The following is a 25958-nucleotide window of genomic DNA, read 5'->3' as shown; positions in this document are numbered from 1 at the left end:
AGTTCCGCACCAGGGACTTAGGTCCGGGAAAGAGGTCTCATCTAGCGGACCTGAAACAAAAAAGCAGCCGTCTTCATGATTTCTAACTGGACGGAGAACCGCTCTCCCAGCAGTTTCTTGGATGCGTCGCGAGTCTCGTCGGCGCCGCTGCAGACGGCGTCTTTCAGCAGGATGACTTGGTAGCCCAGGTCGATGGCTCCGTAGATCGCGGCGCTTACGCAGACGTCGGTTTCACCGCCGGTCACAACCAGCTTTCGGACGCGCTCGCTTTGAAGCTGGCCGTCCAGCCTTCCGTCCACCCAGGGCGAGTATGCCGATTTGTCGAAGACGCGCGCGGGCGGAACGAGACTGCGCAATTCGGGCAGGAGGTCGACAAGCTCCGAGTGCAGGTGCTCGCCCGTCATCATCCACCACTTCTCATAGTAGGCCCTCCACGTTCCACGTGCCGCCGCCGGGTTCGGCGGCGGCACGAACCGCGTGAAGATCGTCCTCTCCGGTTAGCGCGTGGAGAGTTCGATAACCGCGGTGACGTCCAAGTTCTAACGCAAGCTGCTCGGTCATCGCGACCTGAGCGGCCTTGGTGGCGCTGTAGGCTGTCGCACCGGGATTGGTGAACGTCCTGACACCATTGATGGACGACACAACGACGATCGCCCCGCCGCCGTTCGCCTTGAGGAGAGGAACAGTCTTGTTGAGCGCCAGGTACGTGCCGCGCAGGTTGACCCGGATAGTGGTATCCCACTCGTCAGGCGTCAGATCGTCGACAGGCGCCCACTCGCCGTTAATGCCGGCGTTGGCCACGACCGCATCCAGCCGGCCAAACCGCGTAGCGATATCCTCGGCTGCGCGGCCCATGTCAGCTTCGGACGAGACGTCGCCACCTATGCAAAGCACGCGTTCACCGTCCACGAGAGTTGTCGCTATCGAAGGCTTCGAGGTCTTGGTCGAACAGAGCGAGGTCATGTCCGTGCGACGCGAGGAGCCGTGCAGTTCCCAGCCCTATACCTGAACCCGCGCCAGTTATGATGAAGTGGACGGGAACCCGCTCGGCATCTGTGCATTTCAACGTTTTCGAACAGGAGACATAGAATGCAGATCTTAGACACTCGCGTAGGCAATGTTCACGAAGGCACGATCACCGTTGAATTCACCGGGGAAGGTAATGAAGCGGTCTCCGTTCGCATGGCCACCGACGGCAGCGTCGACGGCGACGGTGCCGTGCGTCGGGCGAAGGCCTTGATGGTTCAGATCGCGACGTTCGGCGACGACGATGCTTCTGAGACCGATGAACCGCCCGCCATGACCGGACCTGAGGATGACGTCCTTGTCACTTCTCCCTCGGCGGCCAGCGACGCACCGGTGATGAACATGCCGCGGAACTGATTCATTGAGCTGTCCTGTCCCTTTCGCAACAGCTTTCCGCTTGGCCGCGGGCGTCACCACTTCTTTCCCAAAAGGTCTTTCAAGGCAGCATTGTCGAGCATCGCATCCGCCAGAAGCCGCTTCAGCTTCGTGTTCTCGTCCTCAAGCGTCTTCAGCCGCTTGGCCACGGACACCTCCATGCCGCCGAACTTCTTCCATTTATAGATGCTGGCATCGCTGACGCCATGCTTGCGGCAAAGCTCCGAGACCGGCGTGCCTGCCTCGTGCTCCTTCAATATGCCGATGATCTGTTCGTCTGTGAAACGATTGCGCTTCATCCTCTGGTCCTCTCAAGGGCCAGAGCTTACTTCAAAATGGATTATTTCAACGGGGCAAGGTCACGTCTCCAGGATGAACTCAGCAAACTCATCGCTATTCAGCTCAGCCCAACGTCGGCATTCCAGAGCGGAGCCCACTAAAAACTGGGAGGAACCACCAGCACATCACTCTCGATCTCATTCACAATTCGAGATGACACGCTGCCCAGGAGGAAATTCATCACGTCTGTGCGGCCATAAGTCCCAACAATGACAAGGTCGAGGTCCCCCTGGTCTACCACTGGGCGCAGGACGTCCACCACGTCACCATGTCTCACAGTGATATCGAACCTGTTCGGCGCGGCCGCGCCAGCGGCCTCGACGGCGAACCGCGCGCACTCATCGATCGCGAACTGTTCAACTTGGCGTAGGTAAGCCGCCTTATCCTCCGCCCACATCCGGTAAGGCGGATCGATTACGTGAAAAAGTCCATGCCGGCCATTGGGGAACCAATTCAGGGCAACCTGCAAAGCGGTGCTAGAGGACGCCGTTAGGTCGGTGGCCACCAACATTCGTGACCTTGTGTCGAGGAGCTTCTTCTTCACCACGAGCACCGGAACAATTGATGACCGCGCCAGAGCCATGACGGTGCTGCCCATCGGCAGTACGCCCAGTATCATGCTTCTTGCCAGGCCGGTGACGATCAGATCAGCCCGCTCTCTCGTCGCCAGTGCCTGAACCACTGTTGCCGGTCTTCCGCTTTTGACGAGAACGGACGAACGAAGACCCTCGATCCCCGCCAGATCCTCGCGCAGGCGCTTGGCTTTTCGGCGCGCAGCGATCTGATGAGCATGGCGGATCGAGGCGTTGGCAGCTATGCCGGCATCGTCGATTGCGTGAACAGCTGTGAGACTGGCACTCCATTCGATGGCAAGCTGCACCGCGCGATCCTGCGCGCGATCACATCGCGCCGTGAAGTCGGTGGCGAAAACAATATGACTTGGTATCTGGTTGACGACTGCATCGCCCGACACATCCAGTGAAGGATTGAACATGTTTCTATTCCCATGATCTGAGACGCGTCGGTCGCTTGATGCGGTCCGGCACGTCGGCGGCAGGCTTTGCCGACCGCATGGCTACGTTCTTCGCGACCGCAGATCGCTGAATCTTCCAGCACAGTTGCGGTTTCGCAAACTCGTCGCGTACAAAAGCAGGAGCTATATAGATTGAACCCAAGACGCGGGAGCGACAGAACCCGGTCCGGGTCTAGTGCTCCGCGATAGAGCAGATCCGGATGCAAGAGCAGGAGTATATCTCTCGGGTCTTCATAACTCCATCTTCGCCCGCGAGCATCAACGAGTCAAGTCGAGGGGACTGGGACGCATAAGCGAAACGGCGGGAACCCCGGTGATCCCCATGACGGCGGCGATGCTGCGCGACCAGAAGATGACGCTACCCGACGTCGGCAGCGAAGGCTTGTTTCCGACCCCATCCCCCGCGACGCTTGCGGCGAGAGCTACACTGTCGTGCAGGTGCCCGGTACAGATCCATCGTCGGCTCGAATTAACTCGTATAATTTTATTGGAAATCCTACCGCAACCATAACTTGTCCCATCTTCTTGTGGTGTATGTTTTGTTCCCTGCCGTCGCGAGATCTCGGCTCGGCGTCAATCCTGGTTTGGTAACGGCTTCCCCTCGTAGCGCACGCGAAAATTCCTTCTGTGAAAATCCTGCTCGAAGCAGACGAAGATGAGCTCCAGGTCATTGGCGCTGTCGCGCTTCCCAAGGAGGCTTAGCGTGACAACGATAACGCCGCTGTATCCGCGCGTTAGGCGGAAAGCCGCGTTGCGGATGTCAGTCCCTACCGGATCCTTCCGGTCTTCGCGGCGCTCATAGATGACCCAGAAGCGGGCAGCATCCCAAGTCTGCCGTAGGATTTGACTGACCTCTGCCTTGAACTCTTCGGCATGCATTGCCGGACCCCAAGACAATGCCGTCTCGCCCGCATCGCTCGCGACATTGAGGTAACCGTCATATTGGTAAACGCCTGACAGTGACCGCTCGATCATCTCGAATGCGGTGTTTTCGCTGATTGTTGTTTTGAAGAGAATTGCCATGAAATCGCTGCCTGCCACTGCCGATATGTCGATGAGATGGCGAGATTACTGGGTGTCGCTTGGGTCAGCAACGAAGACTTGGTCATCACGATAATCGTAACGAACGGCTGACGCGTAGAGATCGTTGTAAGGCCGTGCTCATTAACGTTCGCGCCATCTCAAAGCGACCGTCTTCTTCAGACCTCGCAAACATCGTGAACAACCACCGAGCGCCGCAGTTCCCCCAGTCATGCCAGATGCCCGCCAGCAGCCTGCTCGCAGAGGCCTGCTTGGCTGGCTGTTTGGCAAGTGATACGCATGGCTCAGACCACCAAACGCTGCCATTGGGTGCCGCAAAGCGTTCGCCGACCTGTGCCTCGGCGGTCTCCCCGTTGGCCTTGCCGGCAGCGATTAGGCTCGGAATGTCGGCTCGCGCGGCGTCAGGGGATTCAATGTCATGATTGCCCGGCAGCTTCCAGAATGAGCTCGGTGATCTCATTCGGATGTGAAATGAGCGACAGATGGCTGGATTCGAGTTCGATGGCTTTAGCGCCCATGCGTCTGGCGATGAAACGCTGCAGGTCTGGATTAATCGTTCCATCTTGTGTCGAAACGGCGTAGTGGCTTGGCTTGGAACGCCAAGCAGCGTTTGAGGTTTTGCCGGTGAGCAACGCCTTTTGGAATGGTTGTTGAACGGCATAGAGAACCCTCGCCCTGGCCTCGGGAAGTTCGCCCCCGAAATCGCGCAGGAACGCTTCCTCCGTCAGCCGTCCTTCGTCGCCGTCGAAAACAATGCCCGCGGTTGCGGGTGGTGTCGGGTAGGTTTTTGCCAAAGCTGCATAGTCCTCACCTGCATCCGGTGCTCGGGCAGCGACATAAACCAGTGAAGAGACGTTCGGATGTACGCCTGCTTCGGTGAGGATCATTCCCGAAAAGGAGTGGCCGACAAAGACGGTCGGACCGTCCTGCCGGTCGAGAATGCGCCGGGCGGCCGCCACGGCATCGGGCAGCGTAGTGAGCGGGTTCTGGACCGCCGTGCAGTTTAGGCCCCTCGCTTGCAGCAGGGCGATAACCTCGGTCCAGCACGATCCGTCGGCGAAAAGTCCATGTACGAGAACGACATTGCGCGCCTTTGGAGGCGTGGTGGCGGCCAGGCCGGCATGTGTCGCAACAAGTGACGTGGCAGCACCGACGAGCAAAGTTTTCGAAAATGTGCGTCTGTTCATCATCCACCGGCCGGCGCTCTGCACCGTGGTGCAGGGCGCGAAATGGACGACGTTCGGCGAACGAAGGCTCCATTATCGCACCAGCCAGGCCATGGTCGTCAGCGTCGAGATGCCGGGTGCAAGCCAGGTGGTGCACAGCGCACCGGATGCGCCCTATCTCAGCGCCGTCATCGTACTCGACCAGGCGATCCTACGCGAAGTTTATGAAAGCATGGAGGCACCGCCCACTCCGGCCTCCGACGAGCATGCCGCCGCCTTCGTTATGGAACTCAACGAGGCGATCCTCGGCTGCGCCGCGCGCGCCGTCAGCCTGCTTGGCGAGCCGCAGGCAATCCCGCTGCTCTATCCCGGCGTCAAGCGCGAACTCTGCTACCGCCTGCTGGCCGGGCCACATGGCGGTGTCTTCGCCCGCATGGTCGTCGGCGCGGAGCGAAACCGGCGTCTGAAGTACCTCCAGACCGGAGGAATCGCTCATGCGAGCGAGCGTGCGAAAATTAGCTGCATCCACGATAAAGTCGGTCATCTCTACGCCTCGGATGAAATAATAATTTTATGTATTCCTGCATATAGGCGCGACAAATACACAGGATCTCTTCCCTTGTACGCATCGTTTATGAAATTTCGCAGATTTATGTAATCATCAGGCACAATTATGCTAGCTGCTCTTTCTTCGTCACTTAAGCTGTAATCTTTCGGCGCCTTAGAAAGCTGCAGGGCTGCGATTCTGTAATTTTCAATCAATTTTGGTGCGTTTTGTTTTATGTATGAAAACGCTTCATTGATTTCATTTGGTGTGGGAAGTACAATCTTGGAGTTGCGCATATTTCCGCTCAAATTCGAAGAAGCAATTATATTGTTGCAGATACTTCGCGATCAGATCACAGGCATATGATTTCAGCACGACATCCTAAGCTAGGCATCAGGACTGAATGCTACTCCGCTCGCCATTAGGCGCAACAGCCACACTATATCGACATGCCTGTCTAACGCCAAAAGGATCGGAGATACTGACGCCCTACGGGCGTCAGTTCAAAGTATTCGCGTGTTGCTCGCCGTGGGCCGACGCTTGGGGGATTTTGGAGAGTTTCGCAAGAACCTCAGGATCAACGAGGTGCGCGACCATCGGGTGGATCTTGATGTTGTCTTGCTTCGCAACCTGGTGGAAATTCGTTAGCACCATCGTTGCCAGTTCGCGCGTTGGCGCGATCACGTCGAGCAGCCAAACGGTGTCACCACTCTTCCAGTCTTCCGGCTTCAGCCGGACCGGGAACCCACCCGCTTTATTGCGGTGATCGTAACGAACGGCTGAAAACGCGTAGAGATCATTGTCCGGCCGTTCTCATTGAAGGTCTCTTGACCCCTTTGGAGAACACGTTCGCGCCGTCTCAAAGCGACCGCGCCCCTTCTTCAGACCTCGCAACATTGTGAACCATTAGTAACTTGAAACACGACAAGCAAACCTCATTATCCTAATCTGAAGCACTCCATCTCGGCAATCAGTATCGTGGCTTTGGCGGCATGCTCGCATATCGAGCCGCTTGAGACGCCCCTCGCCCAGTCAGCAATCCCGCACCAGTCGCCTTTGACCGATCAAGCGGTGATCGCAGATACGGTGGGTCACAGTGCCGTAGGAGCAACTGCGCTTGCTTGGGCCAACCCATCGACGGGCAGCGCGGGTGTTATCGAGCAGATCGATGCCAGTAACGATGGGCCTGACGGATGTCGCGGTTTTGTGACCAGTCGGCAATCTCTCGACGGCATCACCCGCTTCAACGGCGTGGCCTGTCCGTCTGGGGACAGTTGGAAGCTGGGCGGGCAATAGGGGAGCGCTCGACGTCCGGTCTCGCGTTAACGGCATCTTCGCCGTGCTCTCTTCGGACAGCGATCAGACGCACCCATGTCGATCGCAACGGTCGGCCCCAGACCCGCGGCAGCGACGCGGCCCATGCAACGGCGCGACAGCGCGAGCACCGAAAAGCTAAGACACCAAGAGTCGCAGCAAGGACTCGTTGAACGGCTAGCAGGTCGTATTCGTCGAGTCCGGTCCGATCTGATCTGGCCTGTCAATGGACTGAGTTCGAAGATGGCGCGTTTACGCGCGTGGCGGCCAGCCCGACGTAAGTGCCGATCAGAACGGTCGCCATCTCCTCTAGCGAGCGACAGCCCTCGTTGTAGAGTTCGATGGCGGCATCACACAAAAACGAGGAGGCTTGATCGTCCCACTCCACCTCGTAGTACCGATACCATTCACGGACCGCCTTCGACATCAGCAGGTGGTCGTTCTCTATGCACTTGGACATGCTTTACCCCAGACATGGAGGCGGCAGGCTTGCGTGGCTATGACTGCTTCTCGTTACGAGACACCGGCGTCGCCATTATCCCGGATTAGGAAAGCCAGGAACACCCACGGGACCTGCCTCCTCCGTGGACGAAGCAACTTCGTTCGGGTCGCCTAACGGCGGTCAATTTCGGCCTCGACCTTCCTCCTTGAGTTTCCAGCGCTCTTCACGGCCTTCTTGACGGCATCTTTCGAGACGCCCTCCTTCTTTGCTTCGTACTTGACCTCGTGATCCTGGCCGCCGGCCACGCGGGCTCGATCCTGCGCGCGGCCTCGGGATGTCGGTGTCTGTGCCATCGGGTTTCTCCTTCAAATGAACGTCCGAAGTAGAAACTCATAACGATTCCGGTGGTTCCCGGGAGATAGTGGATGATGCCGCGCTTGAAGCGGCCGCGGAATTCCCTAAGCTCCCCGGCATGGCGCTGGAGGAATCAGGTTGCTGTGGCTCTCGAACTAAACAATCTCCACCGCTTTCCACTACTGCCGGGCGCAATTCGACCAGCGGAGACGGCGGAATCAATTTGGGAGAGAATTTCCGTAAAGTATTGAAAAATGATTCGTTTTGAGTCGGAACGAATCACCCTGACACGTCTTTGAGTCGCGTATCAGTGATTCGGAGTATTTGTCATGCCGTCAGGACAGCGTGCGCAGTGGAAAGGCTTTTTGAAGTTCGGCGAGGTAAGCTGCGGCGTCGCTCTCTATACGGCAGCCTCGACCAGCGAGCGCATCACCTTCAACACCATCAACAAGGCCACGGGCAACCGCGTCAACCGCATCTTCATAGACAGCGAGACCGAGGATCCGGTGCCGAAGGAAGCCCAGACCAAGGGCTTCGAGATCGAGAACGGCCAGTACCTCATCATCGATCCCGAGGAAATTTCCGCCGCGATCCCTGAGAGCAACAAGACGCTCGAGGTCGAGGCGTTCATCCCCTGCTCCGACGTCGACGACGTCTACTTCGACAAGCCGTACTACCTTACGCCCGACAAGATGGGCGGAGACGCGTTCGCTGCTCTGCGCGATGCGATGAAGAAGTCGATGGTCGCGGCCATCGCCCGCACCGTCCTGTTCCGTCGAATGCGTACGGTGCTGATACGGCCGCATGGCAAGGGGCTGATCGCCAGCACGCTCAACTACGACTACGAGGTTCGTTCCTCCGAAAAGGCTTTCGAGGAGATGCCCAAGCTCAAGATCGAGGGCGAAATGCTCGATCTGGCCAAGCACATCATCAGCACCAAGAAGGGCGAGTTCGACCCGGCGACCTTCGACGACCGCTACGAAGCCGCCCTCGCGGATCTGGTGAAGGCGAAGCTGGAAGGCAAGTCGCTTCCGAAGCCGAAGAAGGTGCAGGTCTCGAAGCCAAACGATCTTCTGGCCGCGCTCCGCGAGAGTGCTGGGATGATCAAGGCCGCTGACGATAAACCGAAACGCACTGCGGCCAATGCCAATCAAGGCACTGGCAGGCAGCGCGCCGCGCGCGGAGTGGCTTCGAAAGCCGCCTCTTCCGGGGCCGCTCCGCGGCGCAAGGCCAGCTAGGGGGATAGGTCATGGCTCCGAAATATTACTGGAAAGGCTATCTCAAACTATCCCTGGTCACCTGTCCCGTGGCCATGACCCCGGCCACGAGCGAAAGCGAGAAGGTTCGATTCCATACACTCAACAAGGAGACGGGGAACCGCGTCGTCTCCCGGTACATCGATTCCGTCACGGGCAAGCCCGTCAAGGACGAGAACGAAGCCAAGGGCTACGCTCGCGGGGAGAACGACTACGTAATCCTCACGGAGGACGATCTGGATGCCGTCGCGCTCGACACGGTGAAGACGATCGACATCGACAAGTTCGTGCCGGCCGACAGCATCGAGTGGGTCTATCTCGAGAAGCCGCATTACCTCATGCCGGACGACGCCGTCGGCAACGAGGCATTCGCGGTGATCAGGGATGCCATGAAAGCCGACAAGGTCTTCGGCGTGTCGAAGCTCGTGATGGGCCGCCGAGAGCGGGCGGTCGTCCTGGAACCGCGCGGCGAAGGCATCGTCCTCTGGACGCTGCGTTTCGGCGACGAGGTTCGACCGGAAGAGAACTATTTCGAAGACATCGACGAGCAGGCCGATCCGGATCTCATTCCCCTTGTGCAGCAGCTTATCAAGCAGAAGACCGCGCGGTGGTCTCCGGACATGGTGAGTGATCCAATCCAGGAGAGCCTGCTCAAGCTCATCGCTGAGAAAAAGAAGGCGCTGAAGCCGAAAAAGGCGGCGAAGGGTAAGGCGGCCGAAGCCGCTCCGAAGTCCAATGTGGTCAGCATCATGGACGCGCTCCGGAAGAGCGTCGAGGCAGATCTCAAAGGTAGGAAGTCAGGGTAGTCACATGCACTTGCTGGAAACGAAGATTGTTCACGAGACAACAGGATGGCGGGTAGACTTTCTCGGCGACGACGGGGAATTGGTGTCGATCAAGGTCGCGGACGGTCATGCTGCAAGCGAAGACGAGGCCATCGAGCGTGCGAAAGAGGTCATGGTGCAGTTGACGGCATATGGCACGCGTGGCGGCGGCCGGAGCATCAACTCGTACGATGCCGCCAGCAATGGAAACTTTGACGACGACGAGCCGTTGCTGGATACGTGGCACTGATCCGCCCTGAGGGAACCCCAGCCCCTCAGCAACAGAAAGGGCCGGGGGCTAAACCGCACACCCTCCTCATCATCGCCTTCTTACCAGTGCCAATACATCCGTGGTCAAAAGCATTTCAGCAGCCTTGCGAGCAAAGAAATTCAGTGCTCATGGATCCTGAACAAGGAACCAATCTGACCCCACGGCGTGGTCAGTCTTGGGCAGCGGGCCGGCCATTCGAAGGTTCGTCGACCTCGTCGCCGGGATCGTCAGTGGGATCCGGGTCGCGGTCGTACACAGCGCTCAGAGAGTCGAGTTCCCGGCGAGTTCTGGTCCCACGCCCTCAATCGCACCAAAGAACGTCCCGATCAGCCTTACGCCTCCGAGTCCCGAACGTGGTGCTAATGTCACAGCACCCACACGCTCGACAACCTCACCTTCCCCGTCGCTATCGGAAACCCAGCTCCCAACCCTGCGGCGTGACGTCTTGCATCTTCGCAACCAATCCCCTCGAAGCGACCGGGCGCGCTATGATAAGTCGATCGGTTTAGGCAGGCTTGCTGTTGCGCGGCGATTAAAGGCTTTCACTGCGATCGAAGGGTACTAGATCGAGGAGTCGATCTATCTGGCAGCAGATGACGCAGGGGCATGATCAGCGAGGCAGTTGCGCCAGAACCGCCTGACTCCCATTACTCGCCTGATCCCCCGTCCCTGCAAGCCGTTCCGCTTTGGGCGGACCCGTGGGCTCCCTCGCCTCACCTGGCCGGCCGAGCCAGTGACCTTGCGATATCGACGATGTCATCGCGCGAGGCGGTTGGGTCGTCCTTGCTCCAGGCGACACCGAGCCCGATCCGGAAGTCGATGCCCCTGACCGCCTTCAGCTCGAAGGCCCGGTTCGGCAGGCCCTCGGTCCATTCCGGCGCAAAGCCGATGCCAAGGCCGGCAGAAACCAGCGACACCAGCGAATAGGTGTCGTCGCAACTATAAGCGATGTTGCGGGTCAGATCGTATTCCTCGAACTTCTCGTTGAAGTACCGCTCGGTGTAGGAGAGGTTCTTGCGGTTGAAGGCAATGATCTTCTCCCCGCGCAGATCATCGATGGCGATCTCCGCCTGTTCCGCCAGCCGGTTGGTACGGGAAACCGCCAGCAGATACCGCTCATGGGCGATCGAGGAGAAGCGCAAGGAGCCGATGTTTTCCACCGGCCGGATGAAGCCGAGATTGATCTGGCCGTTTTCCAGGCCGCGGATGATGTCGCCGGTATTGCCGCTTGATATATGGATGCGGATATCCGGGTGCTTGCGGGCGATCTTGGCCAGAAACGCCGGCAGCACGCCGGTGGTCGCCGGATAGACGGTACCGATCCTGATCTGCCGGATTGTCTTGCCGGCCACCGCCCTGGTGATCTCGGCACTCAGATCGACCTCGCTCAGGATCCCGACGCAGCGTTCGTGGAAGATCTCCCCTGCCCTCGTCAGCTCCACCCGCCGGGTCGAGCGGATGAACAGCGCACAGCCGAGTTCGCGCTCCAGCGCCTGCACGTGATTGGAGAGCGCCGGCTGGGCGATGCGCACCTTGGCGGCCGCCCGGCCGAAATGCAGTTCCTCGGCCACCGCGACGAAGTAGGAGAGCTGCCGTAGTTCCATGAACGAGCTCCGCCGCACGTCGCATTTGTTGCAACGATGCTTCGTAAAAGGTAAGTTGCGCCAGAATAGCAGTCTGAAGTTTTGTTTTCAATACCCAACTTTCTAAAAACGAAAGTTTTATGCTGAAGCACTCGCAATGTCGCGCTGCAAGAGCGCTTTTGGATTGGACCCAAGGGGACCTGGCTGAGCGAACATCGATAAGCGCGGTTTCGATACGCGCCTTTGAAAAAGGTGGAGATATGCGTGAAAGCAATCTTCGCCTTCTGACGCTCACCTTCGAAGCCGCAGGAATCATCTTTCAGGCTGATGGCGAAGTCACCGGAGGAGGAATCGGGGTGCGGCTTCGTTCTTCTATTGATGACGCTTGATATTGAGCCGAGTAAACCTCGTTTATTCGCAACTTAGCTTCCGGAAATCAATTTCAAAGGTCATAGGTTCGAATCCTGTCGGGTGCACCATCTACGTCCATATCTATGAACCGCTGGCATAGCTTGGTTTTCAATGACTTCCGCGTCCATTTTCGCGATATGCCGCTTTAAATCTGTTACAGATCCCGTAATCGTTATTTGGTCGGCAGCGACGAGAACCTCCGACAACATGATGTTAAGAAATCCCTTGGCGAGTCGACGATCGTCCGACCTCAATCGTTCCGCCATTACCGTAGAGAACTGATCAATTTGATCAGACGTGGGGTCGGCCGAAACGTCGATGAGAGAGACTTGGCTTTCTAGCGCGCGTTCCAGTCATGGCGTTGCCCTGTGCTTCTGCGATTCGTTCGATGAGGACGAGATCGGATTGCAGATCATCCGTGAGTGAAGCGACGTTCAGCAGGTTGTTAAAGACTGATCGCGCCTTCGCGGTTTCCTGTCGAAGGTTTGCGAGCCTGAGGTTGCTCTGTTCTTTCTCCTTACTCATTTCGCTTTTCAGGCGACCAAGCACATTTGCGAGGCGACCACTGCCCAGGAGGTGCGCCTCAACTTCTGTGAGTACCATGTCGTCTAACAGCGCTTCCGTATCGGCTTGCCGTGAAAAACGGTAGGGAATTGATGATGTTAGAGGGCAACTCGGACCCGTAAAGGGAAGGACTCAGTCCTGTTATGCGCCAATCGAATCCTTAAAATGCCTATTTTTTGTGCGAAATTTTGCGATTATTTAATTAGTTAATGCTTAAATAAAATAGAAGATAATTTCGCTTTTGTTGCGTTTTTTTGGTTGCCTGAAAAGAGAATATTTTTTTAGGGCTGTATAGCAGCAAGGACACACGGCCGAGTCCTTGAAGGACGGCCCGCACAACGAAGTAATAGAGCCATCTGAAGATGGACTGTGAATCCTTCGCCTACTGGCCACGACGAATGGTAACATCAATGCGATCGGGCATCTGCAGAACCGTCGGATCCCTTATGTGTGCACAGCGCGTCCGCTGCGTGCTCGTACATAGCGCGGTTTCTGTCCAGTCCTGTTGAACCCAGTCCCCAGGTTGGGCGGATCTGGAATTACCTTTGTCTTGGCTTCGGGACGAAGTTTACTTTTCGTTCGCTCTATGAATTAGAAAATCAACACTGCGCCCACGTGCAGATAGGCGCCGTAAGGTCCCAGCATCTTGGTGCAAACAAAGGTAGCCCCTTGTGAGCACAACTTGTCTGCGACTGCAGTATGTCGGCGAAAATGCTCCTGTTTCACAAAAACCGTCGCATCGACCAATTCGCGAACATGACCACTATCGATTGATTATAGGAAATGATCCGGTCCATAAAGCGGCGTCCGGAGAAATGAACTGGTGAAGAGAAAATCGAAATGAGTCCGACGGGACAACTAGCACCCACTGATGGGCCCCTTACCTGGTACGGTCCAACGCGAAAAGACGAGCGTCTTATCACCTTTGGTTTCCGCCTTTCCGGTGGCGGGGCTCACCAGTCAAAAACTCTTATGCTTGCCGAAATAGCTGAACTGATGCGAGCAGGCGCCACGGACGCGACTGATTTTCGATCAAGAGTATTGGATGAGAATATCTTAGGAAAGGCAACATCAAGCGGCCGCGAATCGGTGTTCAAAAATCTTTCTTCTCTCTACGGCCTGTCCACCGCTCCTCTTTTGACTAGAGTTTTTCTGCGATTGGCGAAGGACGACAACGCAGGCCTAAAATTGCTTGCGGTTTTGATCGCCTTAGCACGCGATCCCTTGTTAAGAGACACTGCATCCCCTGTTGCGGGCACAGCAGTGGGGGTGTCCATTCAGTGGCCGAGCTTTGCAGCGAAGTTTAACGCCATCTATCCGGGACGATTCAGCGAGAAGATGGTTCGATCCCTGTCACAGAATTGCGCGTCCACTTGGACACAGAGCGGCCACCTCGAGGGCAGCGGAAAGGTACGAAAAAGAGTACATCCCTCTGCCTCAGCCGCTGCTCTGGCGGCGTTAATCTCGACGGTATGTGGATTTAGCGGCCCTGCAATTCTTTCATCTGGATGGTTTCGTATCCTCGACCTTAACCCTGATACCGCCATGGATGCGTTGCGATCGGCAGAAGTCCAGGGACTCGCTCGGCTCAGGTCGGCAGGCGACGTCATAGAGATTTCGGTCAGGCAGCAGCTTGCGACAACTTTGGGGATTCCTGAGCTTGAATACGTTTGACGACATACTCGGCGCCTATGACCGGCAAGTTCAGTTGCCTTGGCTAGATGACGTTCCCCCTGCGGGGCGGGTCTGGCTGTTGTGGTACGACAAGTCGATGCAACGGAAAATCTCGGGAAGGATCGGCGAGTTCGAATACGCTACGATGAAGGCGGGTCGCGGATGGCATCACATCGATCTTGCTCCGTGGTTTGGACGATGGATTGCGAAGCATGAATTTTTCGAAGCGCTTGTCGAGCATCCGCAAGAGATACGAGGATTGTTGACCGACGCCGAGAGGGCGCTTGTTGGCGAGTTGAGGGGCGCTCTGGGTCAGTGCACGTCTAATGATGTGTTGGCCTTGGACGGCTTCGGATCTTTGTTCGGCCTCGTCCGAGTCTCTACCCTAATCGGCAAGATCGCGGATGCGATACCAGGGCGGATGATGGTGACATTCCCTGGCAAACAGGCCGGGGGCGTCTATCGGCTGCTGGATGCACGGGATGGTTGGAATTATCACGCTATTCCTATACCACCGGACGACGCGCTATGAGGGTGAGATTAAATGCTTAACAAGGATACGTTCTACAAGGATCCGGCCGACTATCGTCTCGCAAATCAGGGTGTCGCAAAGATTCAGTTTCCACCAGCGCCCGAAGGCCTGGACACGTTGCGTGGAGAACTGGAAACTTTTGTCTGCGATGGGGCTTATGCGGAAGGGTTGGCTCGGATCCTGGAAGCGTTTCTGGGCTCGGTCAGCAAAGGGGGCTCCTCTCCGGCTGTCTGGATTTCCGGTTTTTACGGGTCTGGAAAATCGCACCTGGCAAGCATGCTCGCGGCTCTTTGGACAAATCCAAAATTTGCGGACGGCGCCACAGCCGAGGGGTTAACCGATCTCCCGCCACAAGTCGCTGCTCCGTTGAAGGAACTGCGCATCGCCGCACAACGTGCGGGCGGCGTTGTCGCAGCAGGCGACACCCTCGGAACAGGAGCTGAGGATCCCGCTGAAGCTACCCTCGGCATCATCCTCCGCGCCGTGGGCCTGCCGAGCGATCTGCGAGCCGCTCAAGTGGCGTTCTGGCTCGACGATACCGGTATCCTGGACGAGGTTCGCGCCGAGCTCGGCGATGGATTCGACACCCATATCCGCAACTTCATCCTTTCGCCGAAATTCGGGACCGCTGTTCTTAAAGCGAAACCGGAACTTGCCGAGTCCCCGCGGGAGTTGGGATCGAAACTCCAGGCACTATTCCCTGAGCCCCCGCCCGTAACAGTCGATCTACTGGAGAGCATGGCGCGTAAGGCGCTGCTTCTCGGCCGAAATGAATTGCCGCTGACGTTGATCGTTCTCGACGAGGTGCAACAATTCATCCGCCAGGACCCTAGCCTTACCTTGAAGATTCAGACTCTGGTCGAGCGTCTGTCGAGTCGGTTCAATGGTCGGATCCTCATAGTCGGAACCGGGCAGCAGGCTCTTAGCGACGTCCCGAACCTGCAGAAGCTACTCGACCGTTTCCCAGTCCAAGTCGCACTCGGCGAGGCCGACATCGATACCGTCATTCGCAAAACTGTGCTTCGCAAGAAGCCGGGCGCGGAAACCGACATCAAGGGGATGCTTGGCAAACACGCAGGCGAAATCAGTCGTCAGTTGCATGGCAGTAAGCTGGCGCACACCGTCAATGATACCGACGAAGCCGTTCTCGATTGGCCCCTACTTCCCTCACGACGGCGGGTCTGGGAACACATCCTACGCGAACTTGACCGTACAGGATTGGGGGGTACCCTCCGTGGACAGTTGAGGACAACGCTCGACGCCGCAAAGTCCTATGGCGGCAAGCCCCTGGGGCATGCAGTTGCAGTGGATTTCCTGTACGGCCGCTTCTCGAATGAGGCGTACAATGCCGGGCTACTTCCGGGGGAAACCCGGAATAGAATCGAAGCTCTCAGGGGTGGTGACGCGAAGGATCAAAGCAAGGCCCGGATCCTCATGTTGGTGTACATGCTCGGTCGCATCTCCGGTGAAGCGGACCGGCATGGCGTGCGTTCAACGCCGGAAACGATAGCGGACTTGATGATTGTCGATCTCGGAGGCGATGCCGAGCTCCGGAAACAGGTTCCCCAGCTCCTTCAGGAACTGTTCGAAGACGGTGCCGCGATCGAGGTGCAAGGCGAGTGGCGGCTTCAGACCAAGGAAAGCGCGGATTGGGAGAATGCTTACCGAACCGAGGTGAAGTCAGTCCTAGCGGATCAAGCAGGCCTATCCGGGAAACGCCGTCAGCTTCTGGGCGGGGCGATAGACACTGCTCTTGCCGGCGCGGGTAGCGTAGCGCATGGCATAAGCAAGCAGCAGCGGAAAATCCATCGCCTCGAGGTGGGTGATAAAGCCCCGACGGACGGTGTGCCGCTGCGGCTCCGCATCGGCTGGGATGAGGATTTGTCCACGGTCGAAAAGGAAATCGCTGGCGCGTCTCCCAACGATCCGACAATCCATCTCTTGGTGCCTCGACATAGGCCAGAGGATCTGACGCGGGAGATCGCCGCATGGCGAGCCGCCGATAGTGTTTTGCAGTTGAAGGGTGTGCCCGGCACAGATGCGGGTGTGGAAGCGCAAAAGGCTATGCAATCCCGCTCGTCCAAAGCGCTATCCCAGGCCAACGAACTCATTCGTGAAGCGCTTCGCCAGGCAAAAGTCGTACAGGCAGGCGGCAAGGCCGTGAATGGCGCTCTTGCTGATGCCGCAAAAGAAGCAGCTACAAACGCGCTAGCACGCCTTTATCCAAGATTTGCGGAGGGCGACCACGCAGGATGGAGCAAGGTCTTCGATCGCGGGATGAAGAAGGACCCCGATGCCATGAAGGCAGTGGACCATTCTGGCGCGCCCGAAACCCATCCCATCTGCAAGGCACTTCTGGCCGAGCTTGGTCCCGGGCGCAAAGGATCGTACCTGCGGACGAAGTTCACCGAACTAGAATACGGTTGGCCCCAAGATGCCATCGACGGGGCCCTGGTCGTTCTCGCAAATGCAGGCGTGATCAAGGTCACGGGAGAGGATGGAAAGCAGGTTTCACTGCCGGACCTTCCGCGCTCCAAAATTGGTGTCTGCACCTATCGCGCGGAAACGATCGTCATCACTATTGGTCAGCGAATGGCCGCCCGTGGGCTGCTAACCGAAGCTGGCGTGCACTTCGAAAACGGGCAGGAAGCCTACGCGCTCTCAGCTCTCCTCCAAAAGCTAGAAACCGCTGCAACGGATTCAGGCAGCAACGCCCCTGCGCCGGTGGCCGATACGGTACCGAACCTTTCTAGCTTCAAGTTGCTATCCGGCAACGACCTCCTGGCTGCAGTGGCGGAGGACGCGTCGTCGCTTAGGGACAAGTTGAAAGGATGGAAGGCGGCATCGGCCAAGATCGGCCAGCGCCTGCCTGCATTCAGGACCGCCGAGCGCTTGGTACAATTAGGTGCGGAGGACCAGAAGGCGGAACTCGATACTATTCGAGGCAATCGCCAGCTACTGGCAGACCCCGATCCTGTTCCTCCGGTCATATCCGCGGCAGCCGATGCGCTCCGCGGACGGCTTAACACAGCCTATGAATCCTGGAAGAAGGCTTGGGACGACGGGGAAGCTCGCCTGTTAAACAGCGAGACCTGGAACAAGTTGACTCCCGAGCAGAAGCACGCCATTCGCAACGAAGCTGGTCTCTTGCTCCTAGACAAGCCTCAGGTTGATACGCCCGTCTCGATTTTGGACGCACTCGGTCAGCGTTCATTCATGGGGTGGGAGAATGCGACGAAGGCGCTTCCAACTAGGATTGATGAAGCCTTGGCGAGTGCGGCAATCCTGCTTGAGCCGACGGCGCAGACCGTCACCCTTGCGGGCAGCTTACTGAAGAACGACCAGGACCTCGAAGCGTGGCTTCAATCCGCGCGCGAGGCGCTGAAAAATGCTCTGGTGGCCGGCCCCGTAATCCCGAAGGTGTGACAACATGATCCAGCACTACCTGGCGACATCCCTCCGGCGTGCGCTTGAGAAAACTATCAAGGAAGCCCGCGTTGTCGCCGAGTCGGGGGCATCCGACGCCATTCGTCGCCTTGGGATCGCAGAGGCTAAGGCTCCGACTTATCTGTCGGAGGAGGAAAAGGAGTTGCGGCGCCGTCTGCGGGCGCATGCGCGCACGCTGGGCGACAAGCTACACAATGATTCTGACGAACAGGAGGTTAAGCGGCTGATTGAGGCGGCTGCTTATGCCCATTGGCACCGGATGCTGTTTGCGCGCTTCCTCGCGGAGCGTGGCCTGTTGCGACACCCGGAGCATAATGTGCCAGTAACGCTGGAAGACTGCCGGGAGATCGCACAAGAGGAATGTGCAGCCGATGCCTGGGTGGTCGCCGAACGCTACGCGGCGTCCATGCTTCCGGCCGTTTTTCGCATTGACGATCCCGTCCTGTCGTTAAAGGTAGACGCTGCACAGAACCAAGCTTTGCACCGCCTAGTGACAGATCTCGACGATGATATCTTTCAGGCAGAGGATAGCCTTGGCTGGACCTACCAATTTTGGCGGGCGGCTGAGAAGGACGCTGTCAATAAGAAGGGCGACAAGATCGGTGCGGATGAAATTTCCGCCGTCACGCAACTCTTTACCGAGCCATACATGGTTCGTTTTCTCCTGCACAACACACTGGGGGCCTGGTGGGCGGGCAAGATCCTCGCCGCAAATCCTGAGCTGGCAAAGAGCGCGGCGGACGAAGATGCACTCAGAGCCGCATGCAGCTTACCCGGTTATGCCTTCGACGTATTGCGTTTCGTAAAGCAAGGTGTAGGTGAAGAGGCACTCTGGCAACCGGCTGCGGGCACGTTTCCAGGCTGGCCGATAGAAGCTAGCGAGATCACCATGCTCGACCCGTGTTGTGGGTCCGGGCATTTTCTAACAGAATCACTAACTATACTCTCCGCTCTGCGCCAAGCTGAGGAAGGTCTTACGTCGGCCGATGCAGTCGCCGCCGCCCTGCGTGATAACCTGCATGGATTGGAAATCGATGGCCGTTGCGTCCAGATAGCGGCGTTTGCAGTCGCCCTGACCGCCTGGCGGATCGGGGGGTGGCAGACACTTCCGTTGCCCCATATTGCTTGGGTTGGCGCGCCCCCGCCACTGCCGAAGTTGGAATTCGCTTCCCTTGCCAATGGTGACACAGAACTGCGCAAGGGGTTGGAGATGCTTTTTGATATCTTTTCTCAAGCTTCGCTCCTGGGAAGCTTGATCGATCCAAGGGGAGGCGATTTGATGTCACCTCAGAGGCTTGGAAAGGTGGGTTCACTTCTTGATGAATTGGTGCAGCGAACCCGTTCCGCCGAGCCCGAACACTCAGAAGGTGTCGTCGCGGCGCGAGGAATGGCGGATGGGGCAGCGATGCTAAGTCGGCACTATACCCTCGTCGCTACTAACGTGCCTTTTCTTGGACGCGGCAAACAGGACGAGAGGTTGGCGAAATTCGTCGAGCGGCATTTTGCCAATGCGAAAGCCGACCTTGCATCAACTATGATAAGTCGAATATCTCGGCTTCTTTCTCCGTCGGGGACACTCTCCTGTGTTTCGCCCCAGCATTGCTTTTTTCAAGGCAGCTATAGAGAATATCGTCGAGAACTGTTGGACAACCTCGGCATCGACTTCTTCGTTCCACTCGGTGAAGAAGCATGGGAGCAATTCGGAGATCGCGGACCTCAAACTGTTCTCATGGCATTCAGCAATATCCAAGATCCACTCTCCGCCACACACGCAATTTTGGATGTGTCTGAAATAAAAGACCGCAATAGCAAGAAGAAAGGCCTGAGGGAAAACAACGTCGCGATATGGAGCCAAACAGCCCAACGCCAGAATGTTGATCAAGTCATCTCTTCACATCCTCGCCCTAGGGCGAAATTGCTATCTGAAGTCGCGCAATCAGTCGAGGGAATGTCAACTGGCGACTCCGGGCGATATCTATTTATGTTTTGGGAGCAGGCGGACCTCGGGCAGAAGTTTGAGTATTTTATAGGTTCTCCGAACGAGGGGAGACCGTTTTCTGGTCGCAACCAAATTGTACGATGGGAGAAAGGCCGCGGAGCCTTGGCACGAGAATCGGGAGCACGCATCCAGGGTCACGGCGCATGGGGAAAACGTGGGCTGATAGTAAGCGGCATGAGAGACTTGAACTGGAACTTCTACTTCGGTGAACGTCACGACAAGGCCACTGCTGTGCTTATCGTTGATGAAGATAATTTATCTGCGGTGGCGGCGTATCTAGGATCTGGTGAATATCTCAAAGAAGTACGAAAGATCGACCGTGCAGTTCATGTCACGACCGGCACCTTGGTGAAGGTTCCATACGATCGTGCACACTGGGCTCAGGTCGCCACTGAACTTTATCCTGATGGGCTACCTGAGCCATTTACAGGTGATCCAATACAGTGGCTCTTTCATGGACATCCAGCGAAGACCGACTCGGGCGCTGTCCTACATGTTGCCCTCGCCCGTCTTTGTGGTCACCGCTGGCCTGCCGAGACCGAGCAGGCAATTAGGCTTTCCGCTGAGGCACGTGAATGGGTGCAAAAGGCGGGGATACTCCCAGAAGGAGATGGAGACGGTCTTCTCTCAGTCGCGGGAGTGGCTGGAGAAAAGCCGCTCGCCGACCGCCTCCGCACCTTCCTTTCCACAGCCTTCGGCGCGGAATGGTCTGATGCGCTGGAGAGGAGACTGGTCGCTGAGTCCGACGAGGTCTTGGACAAGAAGCAGGGAAAGGACGGTTCCCTGGAAGCTTGGCTGCGCGACCGCGCCTTCCGTCAGCATTGCGCACTATTCCAGCAGCGTCCTTTCCTTTGGCACATCTGGGACGGGCTGAAAGATGGCTTTTCCGTCTTCGTCCACTATCACCGCTTTACCCAGGCGAACTTACGCAAGCTGACCTACACAATGCTTGGCGATTGGCTACGCCGCGCCAAGGATGAGGACAACGACCTGCGCTACGAAAAGGGTCGCGAGCTTCAGCAGAAGTTGGAGTTGGTGTTAGAGGGCGAAGCGCCGTATGACATCTTCGTGCGCTGGAAGCCGCTGGCGGAGCAGCCGTTCGGATGGGATCCAGACCTTGATGATGGGGTCCGCATGAACATTCGGCCATTCATGGAGGCGGGAATCCTGCGCGAGCAACCCAAGGGGATCAAGTGGACCAAGGACCGCGGCAACGACGTGCCGTCGGCTCCCTGGTATCCGGTCTTCAAAGGTGAGCGGATCAACGATCATCATACTACGATTGAGGAGAAGCGCGCGGCGCGGGCAGGCAATCCGGAGACGGTGGCAAAGAAGTGACGACGCCTCTCGACTCATTGGTCGTCGCGCTGCGCGAGACTGCGAACTTCAATCCAGGCGCGGAATCAGCCCCGGAGGCCATCGTTTGGTGCGATCCGAACGGGGAGTTCTTGACGCTCATTCCCACCTTAAGCGAGCGCCTTCCGGAACTCGTGACCTATGGCGCTCACGACCCGGTCACCCGCACCGGACCCGCAGTCTGGCTGCGGGCAGTGGTAGCCAGGGCTGTTCCGTCAGTCTCAATCCCAGACGAGGCAACACCGATCCTTTATCTCCCTGGCGTAGGCCGGGAAGTGTTGAAGGGTGCCGAGGATTGCCCGACGCTGCTGCAGCCGTTGGTCTGGTTCACTGTGGCGGGAAACCTCTTCGGCCATGTGAACGGCAAGGACTGGACACTGCGCGCCTTCCTGACCTCGGATCGAGGGCCACTGAAGCTCAATATCGCCGACGATGCCTCCACCCGGATGGCGCTCTCCCATGCGGCCCTGCGCTTCGGCGCCAAGCCGCTTGAGGAATTAAAAGGAAAGCGGTGGGATGCTGACGCACTGAACGCCCTCTTGGCGCCGGATCTTGCGGCGGACATGTTGGATTGGATGGACGGCGTGTTCGACGCCGCAGCAGATCCGGCTCGGTTCACTGCGTTCGCCAGCATCGCCGAAAAGCAGCTCAAGTTCGATCCCCGCAAGCTATCTGTCCAGGACGCGGCCAGGCGCTTGGCCCAACGCGAGGGAAACTGGGCGGATGTCTGGTCACGCTTCGCCTCAGGCATGGGGCATGGTGGCGTCGTCGGTCTGCTAGGGGCAGAGGAACCAGCTACGCTCTTCGAGAACGCAGAAGCCTATCCCAAGCAGAACCTCAAAGGTGAAAAAGAGCTGAGGGACAGCCTGTCGAAGCTGGAGAGCTTCTCGGCTCCTGATGCTCGCTCGCGAATCCTGGAACTGGAGGGCCAGCATGGCTGGCGGCGGGAGACGGTATGGGCGAAACGTGGAGAAGCGCCCTTGGCGCAGGCGCTATCCTTTCTGGTCGAGGTAGCTAAGGCCAAACCGCTCCAGGCTCATGACGGCAACACCTTGGCGGAAGCCTATATCGAGAGCGGCGCCGCCGTAGATTTCGCAGCCATGCGGGCCTTGGCAGCGGCATCCCGTGACGTCGATCGCAATGCAGTCTCAGTGGCTTTGCGAGCGGTCTACCTACCGTGGCTTGAGGACGGAGCCAACGCCCTTCAGGAACTGATCCGGTCAGGCGGATTGAAGCTACAGAAACCAGAGGATGCGAAATCGGCGGCGACCACTATCCTTTTTGTCGATGGCTTGCGCATGGACCTGGCGCAAGAGTTGGCTCGCATTCTCGAATCCGAAAACTTGAACGTCGTTCAGTCCTGGAAATGGTCTGGTTTCCCCACGGTGACCGCCACCTGTAAGGCGCTCGTCTCGCCCGTCGCTTCGCTTCTCTCCGGACCGCCCATCACATCAGACATGCTACCCGTGACCTCAGAGGGCAAGGCGGCTACAAAGCCGGTGCTGTACAAACTTCTGGAAGAACAAGGTTGGGAAACTGGCAATGCCTTGCTCGCTGACACCAAGCTTTGGGCAGAGGCCGGACGGTTTGACGAGGACGGCCACGCACTAGGCGCCAGGCTCGCTGGCCAGCTTGCAGCAGGGATTCGCGATGTAGCCGATTCTGTGGTGCAGTTGATACGTAGTGGACGGACTGTCCGCATCGTTACAGACCATGGCTGGTTGTTGATGCCGGGTGGGCTTCCTAAGGCTGCCCTCGAGACCGGTCTCGTCGAACCGCAAGGCAAGCGATCGCGATGCGCGATGGTGAAGGCGAAGGCCCACACCACCTATCTTCAAATCCCGTGGACATGGAACCCGGAGGTGTTTGTCGCAACAGCTACAGGCGCGCATTCATTCTTTGCTGGGCAGGAATATGCTCACGGCGGGGTGAGCCCACAGGAATGCATATTGCCCATCCTGGACATCACGGCGAGTGGGGTTCCGCAACAAGATATTGGTGACGTGAAGACAAAGTGGGAAGGCTTGAGGCTTCGGGTCGAGGTATCTGGCGCAACTGACCTCCGCGTTGATCTTCGATTAGGATCGGAGACAAGCGGTCCGAGCATGATCAAAGGTGGCCGAGTGCTGGATGACAAGGGAAAAACATCCTTCTTGGTTAGCGACGAGAACGTTGGCCACACGGCCTGCCTGGTGTTAGTGGACGACAACGGTACCATTCTGGCCCATCGCGTCCTGAAGGTCGGGGGAGAATAAATGCTGGAACTCGACGCACTTGACAGAAAGGCCGCAGAAGCCTTCCCGGGGTACATCGTGCGAAAGGACCTGGTGCGTCGTTTTCGCGGCCAGTTCCCGGTACCGACTTACGTCGTTGAGTTCATGCTGGGGCGATACGCCGCCAGCACCGATCCAGTTGAGATCGAAGAAGGTCTGGAGATGGTGCAGTCGCAGCTCTCCGATCGCACGGTTCGTGCCGGCGAGGAAGAGCTGTTTAAGGCCCGGGCGAGAGAGCGTGGTTCGGTCAAGATTATTGATATTGTCACCGCACGCCTGGACGCCAAGACGGACAGCTATCTCGCAGCATTGCCCAGCCTGCGGCTGACGGATGTACGCATTGACGACAAGCTGGTGCAGGCGCACGAGCGCATGCTCACAGGCGGTTTCTACGCCGAAGTCGAACTTGGCTATGACGCGAGCATTGCGCAGGAGACTGGCGGTCGACCTTTCCAAATCATGAGTCTGCGGGAAATCCAGCTATCCAGCCGTGACATCCTGGAAAAGATTGCACATGGACGCGCGCAGCTCTCAACGAAGGAGTGGAGAGATTTCCTTCTTCGGAGCGTTGGCCTTGAGGCTGACAAGCTGTCGCCGAGAGCGCAAGACGGTATGCTTTTACGAATGGTGCCCTTCGTTGAGAGCAATTACAACATGGTCGAGCTCGGGCCTCGCGGTACGGGGAAAAGTCACCTATTCCAGCAGGTTTCGCCCTATGCACACCTTGTTTCGGGCGGCAAGGCAACCGTAGCCCGGATGTTCGTGAATATGTCGAACGGGCAACGTGGCTTGGTGTGTCAATACGATGTTGTCTGTTTCGATGAGGTGTCAGGCATCTCCTTCGACCAGAAGGACGGCGTAAACATCATGAAAGGCTACATGGAGTCGGGCGAATTCTCGCGTGGTCGCGAAAGTATTCGAGCCGAGGGCAGCATCGTCATGGTGGGTAATTTTGACATAGACGTACAGCATCAACAGCGCGTCGGCCACTTGTTCGGGCCGATGCCTCCGGAGATGCGCAATGATACCGCCTTTATGGATCGAATCCATTGCTACCTCCCAGGATGGGATATTCCGAAGGTAAGCAAGGATCTATTCACTAGCCGGTTCGGCATGGTGAGCGACGTGCTGGCGGAATGCTTCTCAAGGCTGCGAGCGCAAACACGAGTGAACGCACTTCCCGGGCGTGTCCATTTCGGCGGCGCGCTTTCCGGACGAGACCAAAATGCGGTCAACAAAACCGTGTCCGGTCTGCTAAAGCTTTTGTATCCAGATTCATCAATGAAAGTAACTGACGAGGACCTCGAATGGGCGGTTCGCCTGGCGCTTGAGGTGCGTCGCAGAGTGAAAGAGCAGCAGAAGCGAATCGGCTCCGCAGAGTTTCGCAACACGCAGTTCAGTTACATGTTTGGAATGGATGGCGTTGAGAAGTTCGTCGCGACGCCCGAACTTCAAAGCGAGGATAGTATTGGTTCTGATCCTCTTCCCGCGGGGCAGGTTTGGGTAATAAGTCCTGGCGGGGCAGACGAAGCGACCGGCTTGTTTCGGATCGAGGTGACCGAAGGCTCAGGCAGCGGAGTGCGCATCCTCAACCAATCACCGCCTCCTTCTTTCCGAGAGAGCGTAAAGTTTGCCGAGCAAAACCTATATTCAAGGGCGATGGAGTTAGTCGGTGACAGAAATCCCCGCGCGCACGAATTCTCGGTTCAAATCCGCTCGTTCGACGCGGCGAAAAGCGGTTCTCAAACGGGTGTTGGAGTGCTGATCGCTCTAAGTTCCGCACTCATTGGCAAGCCGCTGAAGGGTGGCCTGATTATTGTTGGAGGGATCAATCTAGGGGGCTCGATCGACCCAATTCACAATCCCGTTGATGTCGTTGAGCTGGCACTTGAAAAGGGGGCCACAACGGTGATGATGCCTGTGTCCTGCCGAAGAACTCTCGTTGACCTTTCAGATGAGGTGGCGACGAAGATTCAAGTCCTTTTTTACGCGGATGCGCAGGATGCACTCAAGAAGTCGCTGCACGATTAGCGACGACATTCGGCGCCGTGGTCGATGGTCGAACGCACGCAGCATATCTAAAACTGCAGTAAAGTCGCATTGACCTAGTCTGCTGCTGGCAAGGATTCAG

General features: G+C 57.5%; 21 protein-coding genes and 3 pseudogenes. 13 read left to right on the top strand and 11 right to left on the bottom strand.

What is annotated here, in order from left to right; genetic code table 11:
• Positions 1 to 41 precede the first annotated feature (41 nt).
• Both AC244Q_RS29110 and AC244Q_RS29105 read right to left on the bottom strand, forming a co-directional pair.
• Positions 42 to 497 (bottom strand): annotated as a pseudogene (locus AC244Q_RS29110) (cysteine hydrolase family protein); the annotation flags it as partial.
• A 28-nt stretch (positions 498 to 525) separates the two neighbouring features.
• Positions 526 to 879 (bottom strand): annotated as a pseudogene (locus tag AC244Q_RS29105) (SDR family NAD(P)-dependent oxidoreductase); the annotation flags it as partial.
• Positions 880 to 1089: 210 nt separating this feature from the next.
• Here AC244Q_RS29105 and AC244Q_RS29100 point away from each other — a divergent pair.
• A complete protein-coding gene (locus AC244Q_RS29100) occupies positions 1090 to 1383 on the top strand; it encodes a hypothetical protein (protein WP_012763472.1) in 294 nt (97 codons plus the stop codon).
• 24 nt (positions 1384 to 1407) lie between these two features.
• Here AC244Q_RS29100 and AC244Q_RS29095 read toward each other — a convergent pair.
• From AC244Q_RS29095 to AC244Q_RS29080, 4 genes and pseudogenes are all read right to left on the bottom strand, one after another.
• Positions 1408 to 1700, bottom strand: a pseudogene (locus AC244Q_RS29095) (transposase); the annotation flags it as partial.
• A 137-nt stretch (positions 1701 to 1837) separates the two neighbouring features.
• Positions 1838 to 2734, bottom strand: coding sequence for a universal stress protein (locus AC244Q_RS29090; protein WP_128408134.1), 897 nt, complete (start codon positions 2732 to 2734; stop codon positions 1838 to 1840).
• 612 nt (positions 2735 to 3346) lie between these two features.
• Complete coding sequence (locus AC244Q_RS29085) at positions 3347 to 3796, bottom strand: hypothetical protein (protein ID WP_003553728.1); 450 nt, start codon at positions 3794 to 3796, stop codon at positions 3347 to 3349.
• A 434-nt stretch (positions 3797 to 4230) separates the two neighbouring features.
• On the bottom strand, positions 4231 to 5004 hold the full coding sequence (locus AC244Q_RS29080; RefSeq protein WP_128408133.1) for an alpha/beta fold hydrolase: 774 nt from the start codon (positions 5002 to 5004) through the stop codon (positions 4231 to 4233).
• Between the two features lie 22 nt (positions 5005 to 5026).
• Here AC244Q_RS29080 and AC244Q_RS29075 point away from each other — a divergent pair, with 22 nt between their 5' ends.
• A complete protein-coding gene (locus tag AC244Q_RS29075; RefSeq protein WP_431675047.1) occupies positions 5027 to 5638 on the top strand; it encodes an AraC family transcriptional regulator in 612 nt (203 codons plus the stop codon).
• 387 nt (positions 5639 to 6025) lie between these two features.
• Here AC244Q_RS29075 and AC244Q_RS29070 read toward each other — a convergent pair whose 3' ends face one another.
• The 3 genes from AC244Q_RS29070 to AC244Q_RS29060 all read right to left on the bottom strand — a co-directional run bounded on the left by AC244Q_RS29070 (position 6026) and on the right by AC244Q_RS29060 (position 7636).
• The gene (locus tag AC244Q_RS29070; RefSeq protein WP_431675046.1) at positions 6026 to 6211 is read right to left on the bottom strand and encodes a hypothetical protein; all 186 of its coding nucleotides are present in this window, start codon (positions 6209 to 6211) and stop codon (positions 6026 to 6028) included.
• A gap of 853 nt (positions 6212 to 7064) precedes the next feature.
• Positions 7065 to 7301 (bottom strand): hypothetical protein, encoded by a 237-nt coding sequence (locus AC244Q_RS29065; protein WP_012763477.1) that lies wholly within the window; start codon positions 7299 to 7301, stop codon positions 7065 to 7067.
• 152 nt (positions 7302 to 7453) lie between these two features.
• Positions 7454 to 7636: a DUF3606 domain-containing protein gene (locus AC244Q_RS29060; protein ID WP_012763478.1), complete on the bottom strand. Its 183-nt coding sequence runs from the start codon at positions 7634 to 7636 to the stop codon at positions 7454 to 7456.
• A gap of 68 nt (positions 7637 to 7704) precedes the next feature.
• Here AC244Q_RS29060 and AC244Q_RS29055 point away from each other — a divergent pair, with 68 nt between their 5' ends.
• The 4 genes from AC244Q_RS29055 to AC244Q_RS29040 all read left to right on the top strand — a co-directional run bounded on the left by AC244Q_RS29055 (position 7705) and on the right by AC244Q_RS29040 (position 9967).
• Entirely contained in the window at positions 7705 to 7905 is a 201-nt protein-coding gene (locus AC244Q_RS29055; protein ID WP_128408132.1) for a hypothetical protein, read from the top strand.
• A 61-nt stretch (positions 7906 to 7966) separates the two neighbouring features.
• Positions 7967 to 8875: a non-homologous end joining protein Ku gene (gene ku / locus AC244Q_RS29050; RefSeq protein ID WP_128408309.1), complete on the top strand. Its 909-nt coding sequence runs from the start codon at positions 7967 to 7969 to the stop codon at positions 8873 to 8875.
• Between the two features lie 11 nt (positions 8876 to 8886).
• Positions 8887 to 9699, top strand: a complete 813-nt coding sequence (ku, locus tag AC244Q_RS29045) for a non-homologous end joining protein Ku (protein WP_128408288.1) — start codon at positions 8887 to 8889, stop codon at positions 9697 to 9699.
• A gap of 4 nt (positions 9700 to 9703) precedes the next feature.
• On the top strand, positions 9704 to 9967 hold the full coding sequence (locus AC244Q_RS29040; RefSeq protein WP_003553714.1) for a hypothetical protein: 264 nt from the start codon (positions 9704 to 9706) through the stop codon (positions 9965 to 9967).
• A gap of 734 nt (positions 9968 to 10701) precedes the next feature.
• Here AC244Q_RS29040 and AC244Q_RS29035 read toward each other — a convergent pair.
• A complete protein-coding gene (locus AC244Q_RS29035; RefSeq protein WP_128407952.1) occupies positions 10702 to 11592 on the bottom strand; it encodes a LysR family transcriptional regulator in 891 nt (296 codons plus the stop codon).
• A 119-nt stretch (positions 11593 to 11711) separates the two neighbouring features.
• Between AC244Q_RS29035 and AC244Q_RS29030 the strand changes: the two genes are divergently transcribed.
• Positions 11712 to 11960: a helix-turn-helix domain-containing protein gene (locus AC244Q_RS29030; protein ID WP_003553710.1), complete on the top strand. Its 249-nt coding sequence runs from the start codon at positions 11712 to 11714 to the stop codon at positions 11958 to 11960.
• A 313-nt stretch (positions 11961 to 12273) separates the two neighbouring features.
• On the opposite strand, the gene AC244Q_RS29025 is transcribed toward AC244Q_RS29030, so the two are convergent.
• A complete protein-coding gene (locus AC244Q_RS29025) occupies positions 12274 to 12585 on the bottom strand; it encodes a hypothetical protein (RefSeq protein ID WP_128407953.1) in 312 nt (103 codons plus the stop codon).
• Between the two features lie 933 nt (positions 12586 to 13518).
• Here AC244Q_RS29025 and AC244Q_RS29020 point away from each other — a divergent pair.
• From AC244Q_RS29020 to brxL, 6 genes are read left to right on the top strand one after another with little or no spacing between them, the layout of a single operon-like run.
• Positions 13519 to 14220 carry a hypothetical protein gene (locus AC244Q_RS29020; protein ID WP_128407954.1) on the top strand — a complete coding sequence of 234 codons (702 nt, stop codon included), beginning with the start codon at positions 13519 to 13521 and terminating at the stop codon, positions 14218 to 14220.
• Positions 14207 to 14752 carry a DUF1788 domain-containing protein gene (locus tag AC244Q_RS29015; RefSeq protein ID WP_128407955.1) on the top strand — a complete coding sequence of 182 codons (546 nt, stop codon included), beginning with the start codon at positions 14207 to 14209 and terminating at the stop codon, positions 14750 to 14752. The genes AC244Q_RS29020 and AC244Q_RS29015 overlap by 14 nt, the downstream gene beginning before the upstream one ends.
• A 12-nt stretch (positions 14753 to 14764) precedes the next feature.
• The gene (gene brxC / locus AC244Q_RS29010; protein ID WP_128407956.1) at positions 14765 to 18178 is read left to right on the top strand and encodes a BREX system P-loop protein BrxC; all 3414 of its coding nucleotides are present in this window, start codon (positions 14765 to 14767) and stop codon (positions 18176 to 18178) included.
• A 4-nt stretch (positions 18179 to 18182) separates the two neighbouring features.
• Complete coding sequence (locus AC244Q_RS29005) at positions 18183 to 21536, top strand: BREX-1 system adenine-specific DNA-methyltransferase PglX (protein ID WP_128407957.1); 3354 nt, start codon at positions 18183 to 18185, stop codon at positions 21534 to 21536.
• The gene (pglZ, locus tag AC244Q_RS29000; RefSeq protein ID WP_128407958.1) at positions 21533 to 23809 is read left to right on the top strand and encodes a BREX-1 system phosphatase PglZ type B; all 2277 of its coding nucleotides are present in this window, start codon (positions 21533 to 21535) and stop codon (positions 23807 to 23809) included. Before AC244Q_RS29005 ends, pglZ begins: the two co-directional genes overlap by 4 nt.
• The gene (brxL, locus tag AC244Q_RS28995; RefSeq protein ID WP_206641130.1) at positions 23810 to 25858 is read left to right on the top strand and encodes a protease Lon-related BREX system protein BrxL; all 2049 of its coding nucleotides are present in this window, start codon (positions 23810 to 23812) and stop codon (positions 25856 to 25858) included.
• Positions 25859 to 25958 lie beyond the last annotated feature (100 nt).

The sequence above is a fragment of the Rhizobium sp. CB2179 genome (assembly GCF_057653455.1).
This window is presented reverse-complemented; position numbering and strand designations above follow the sequence as displayed.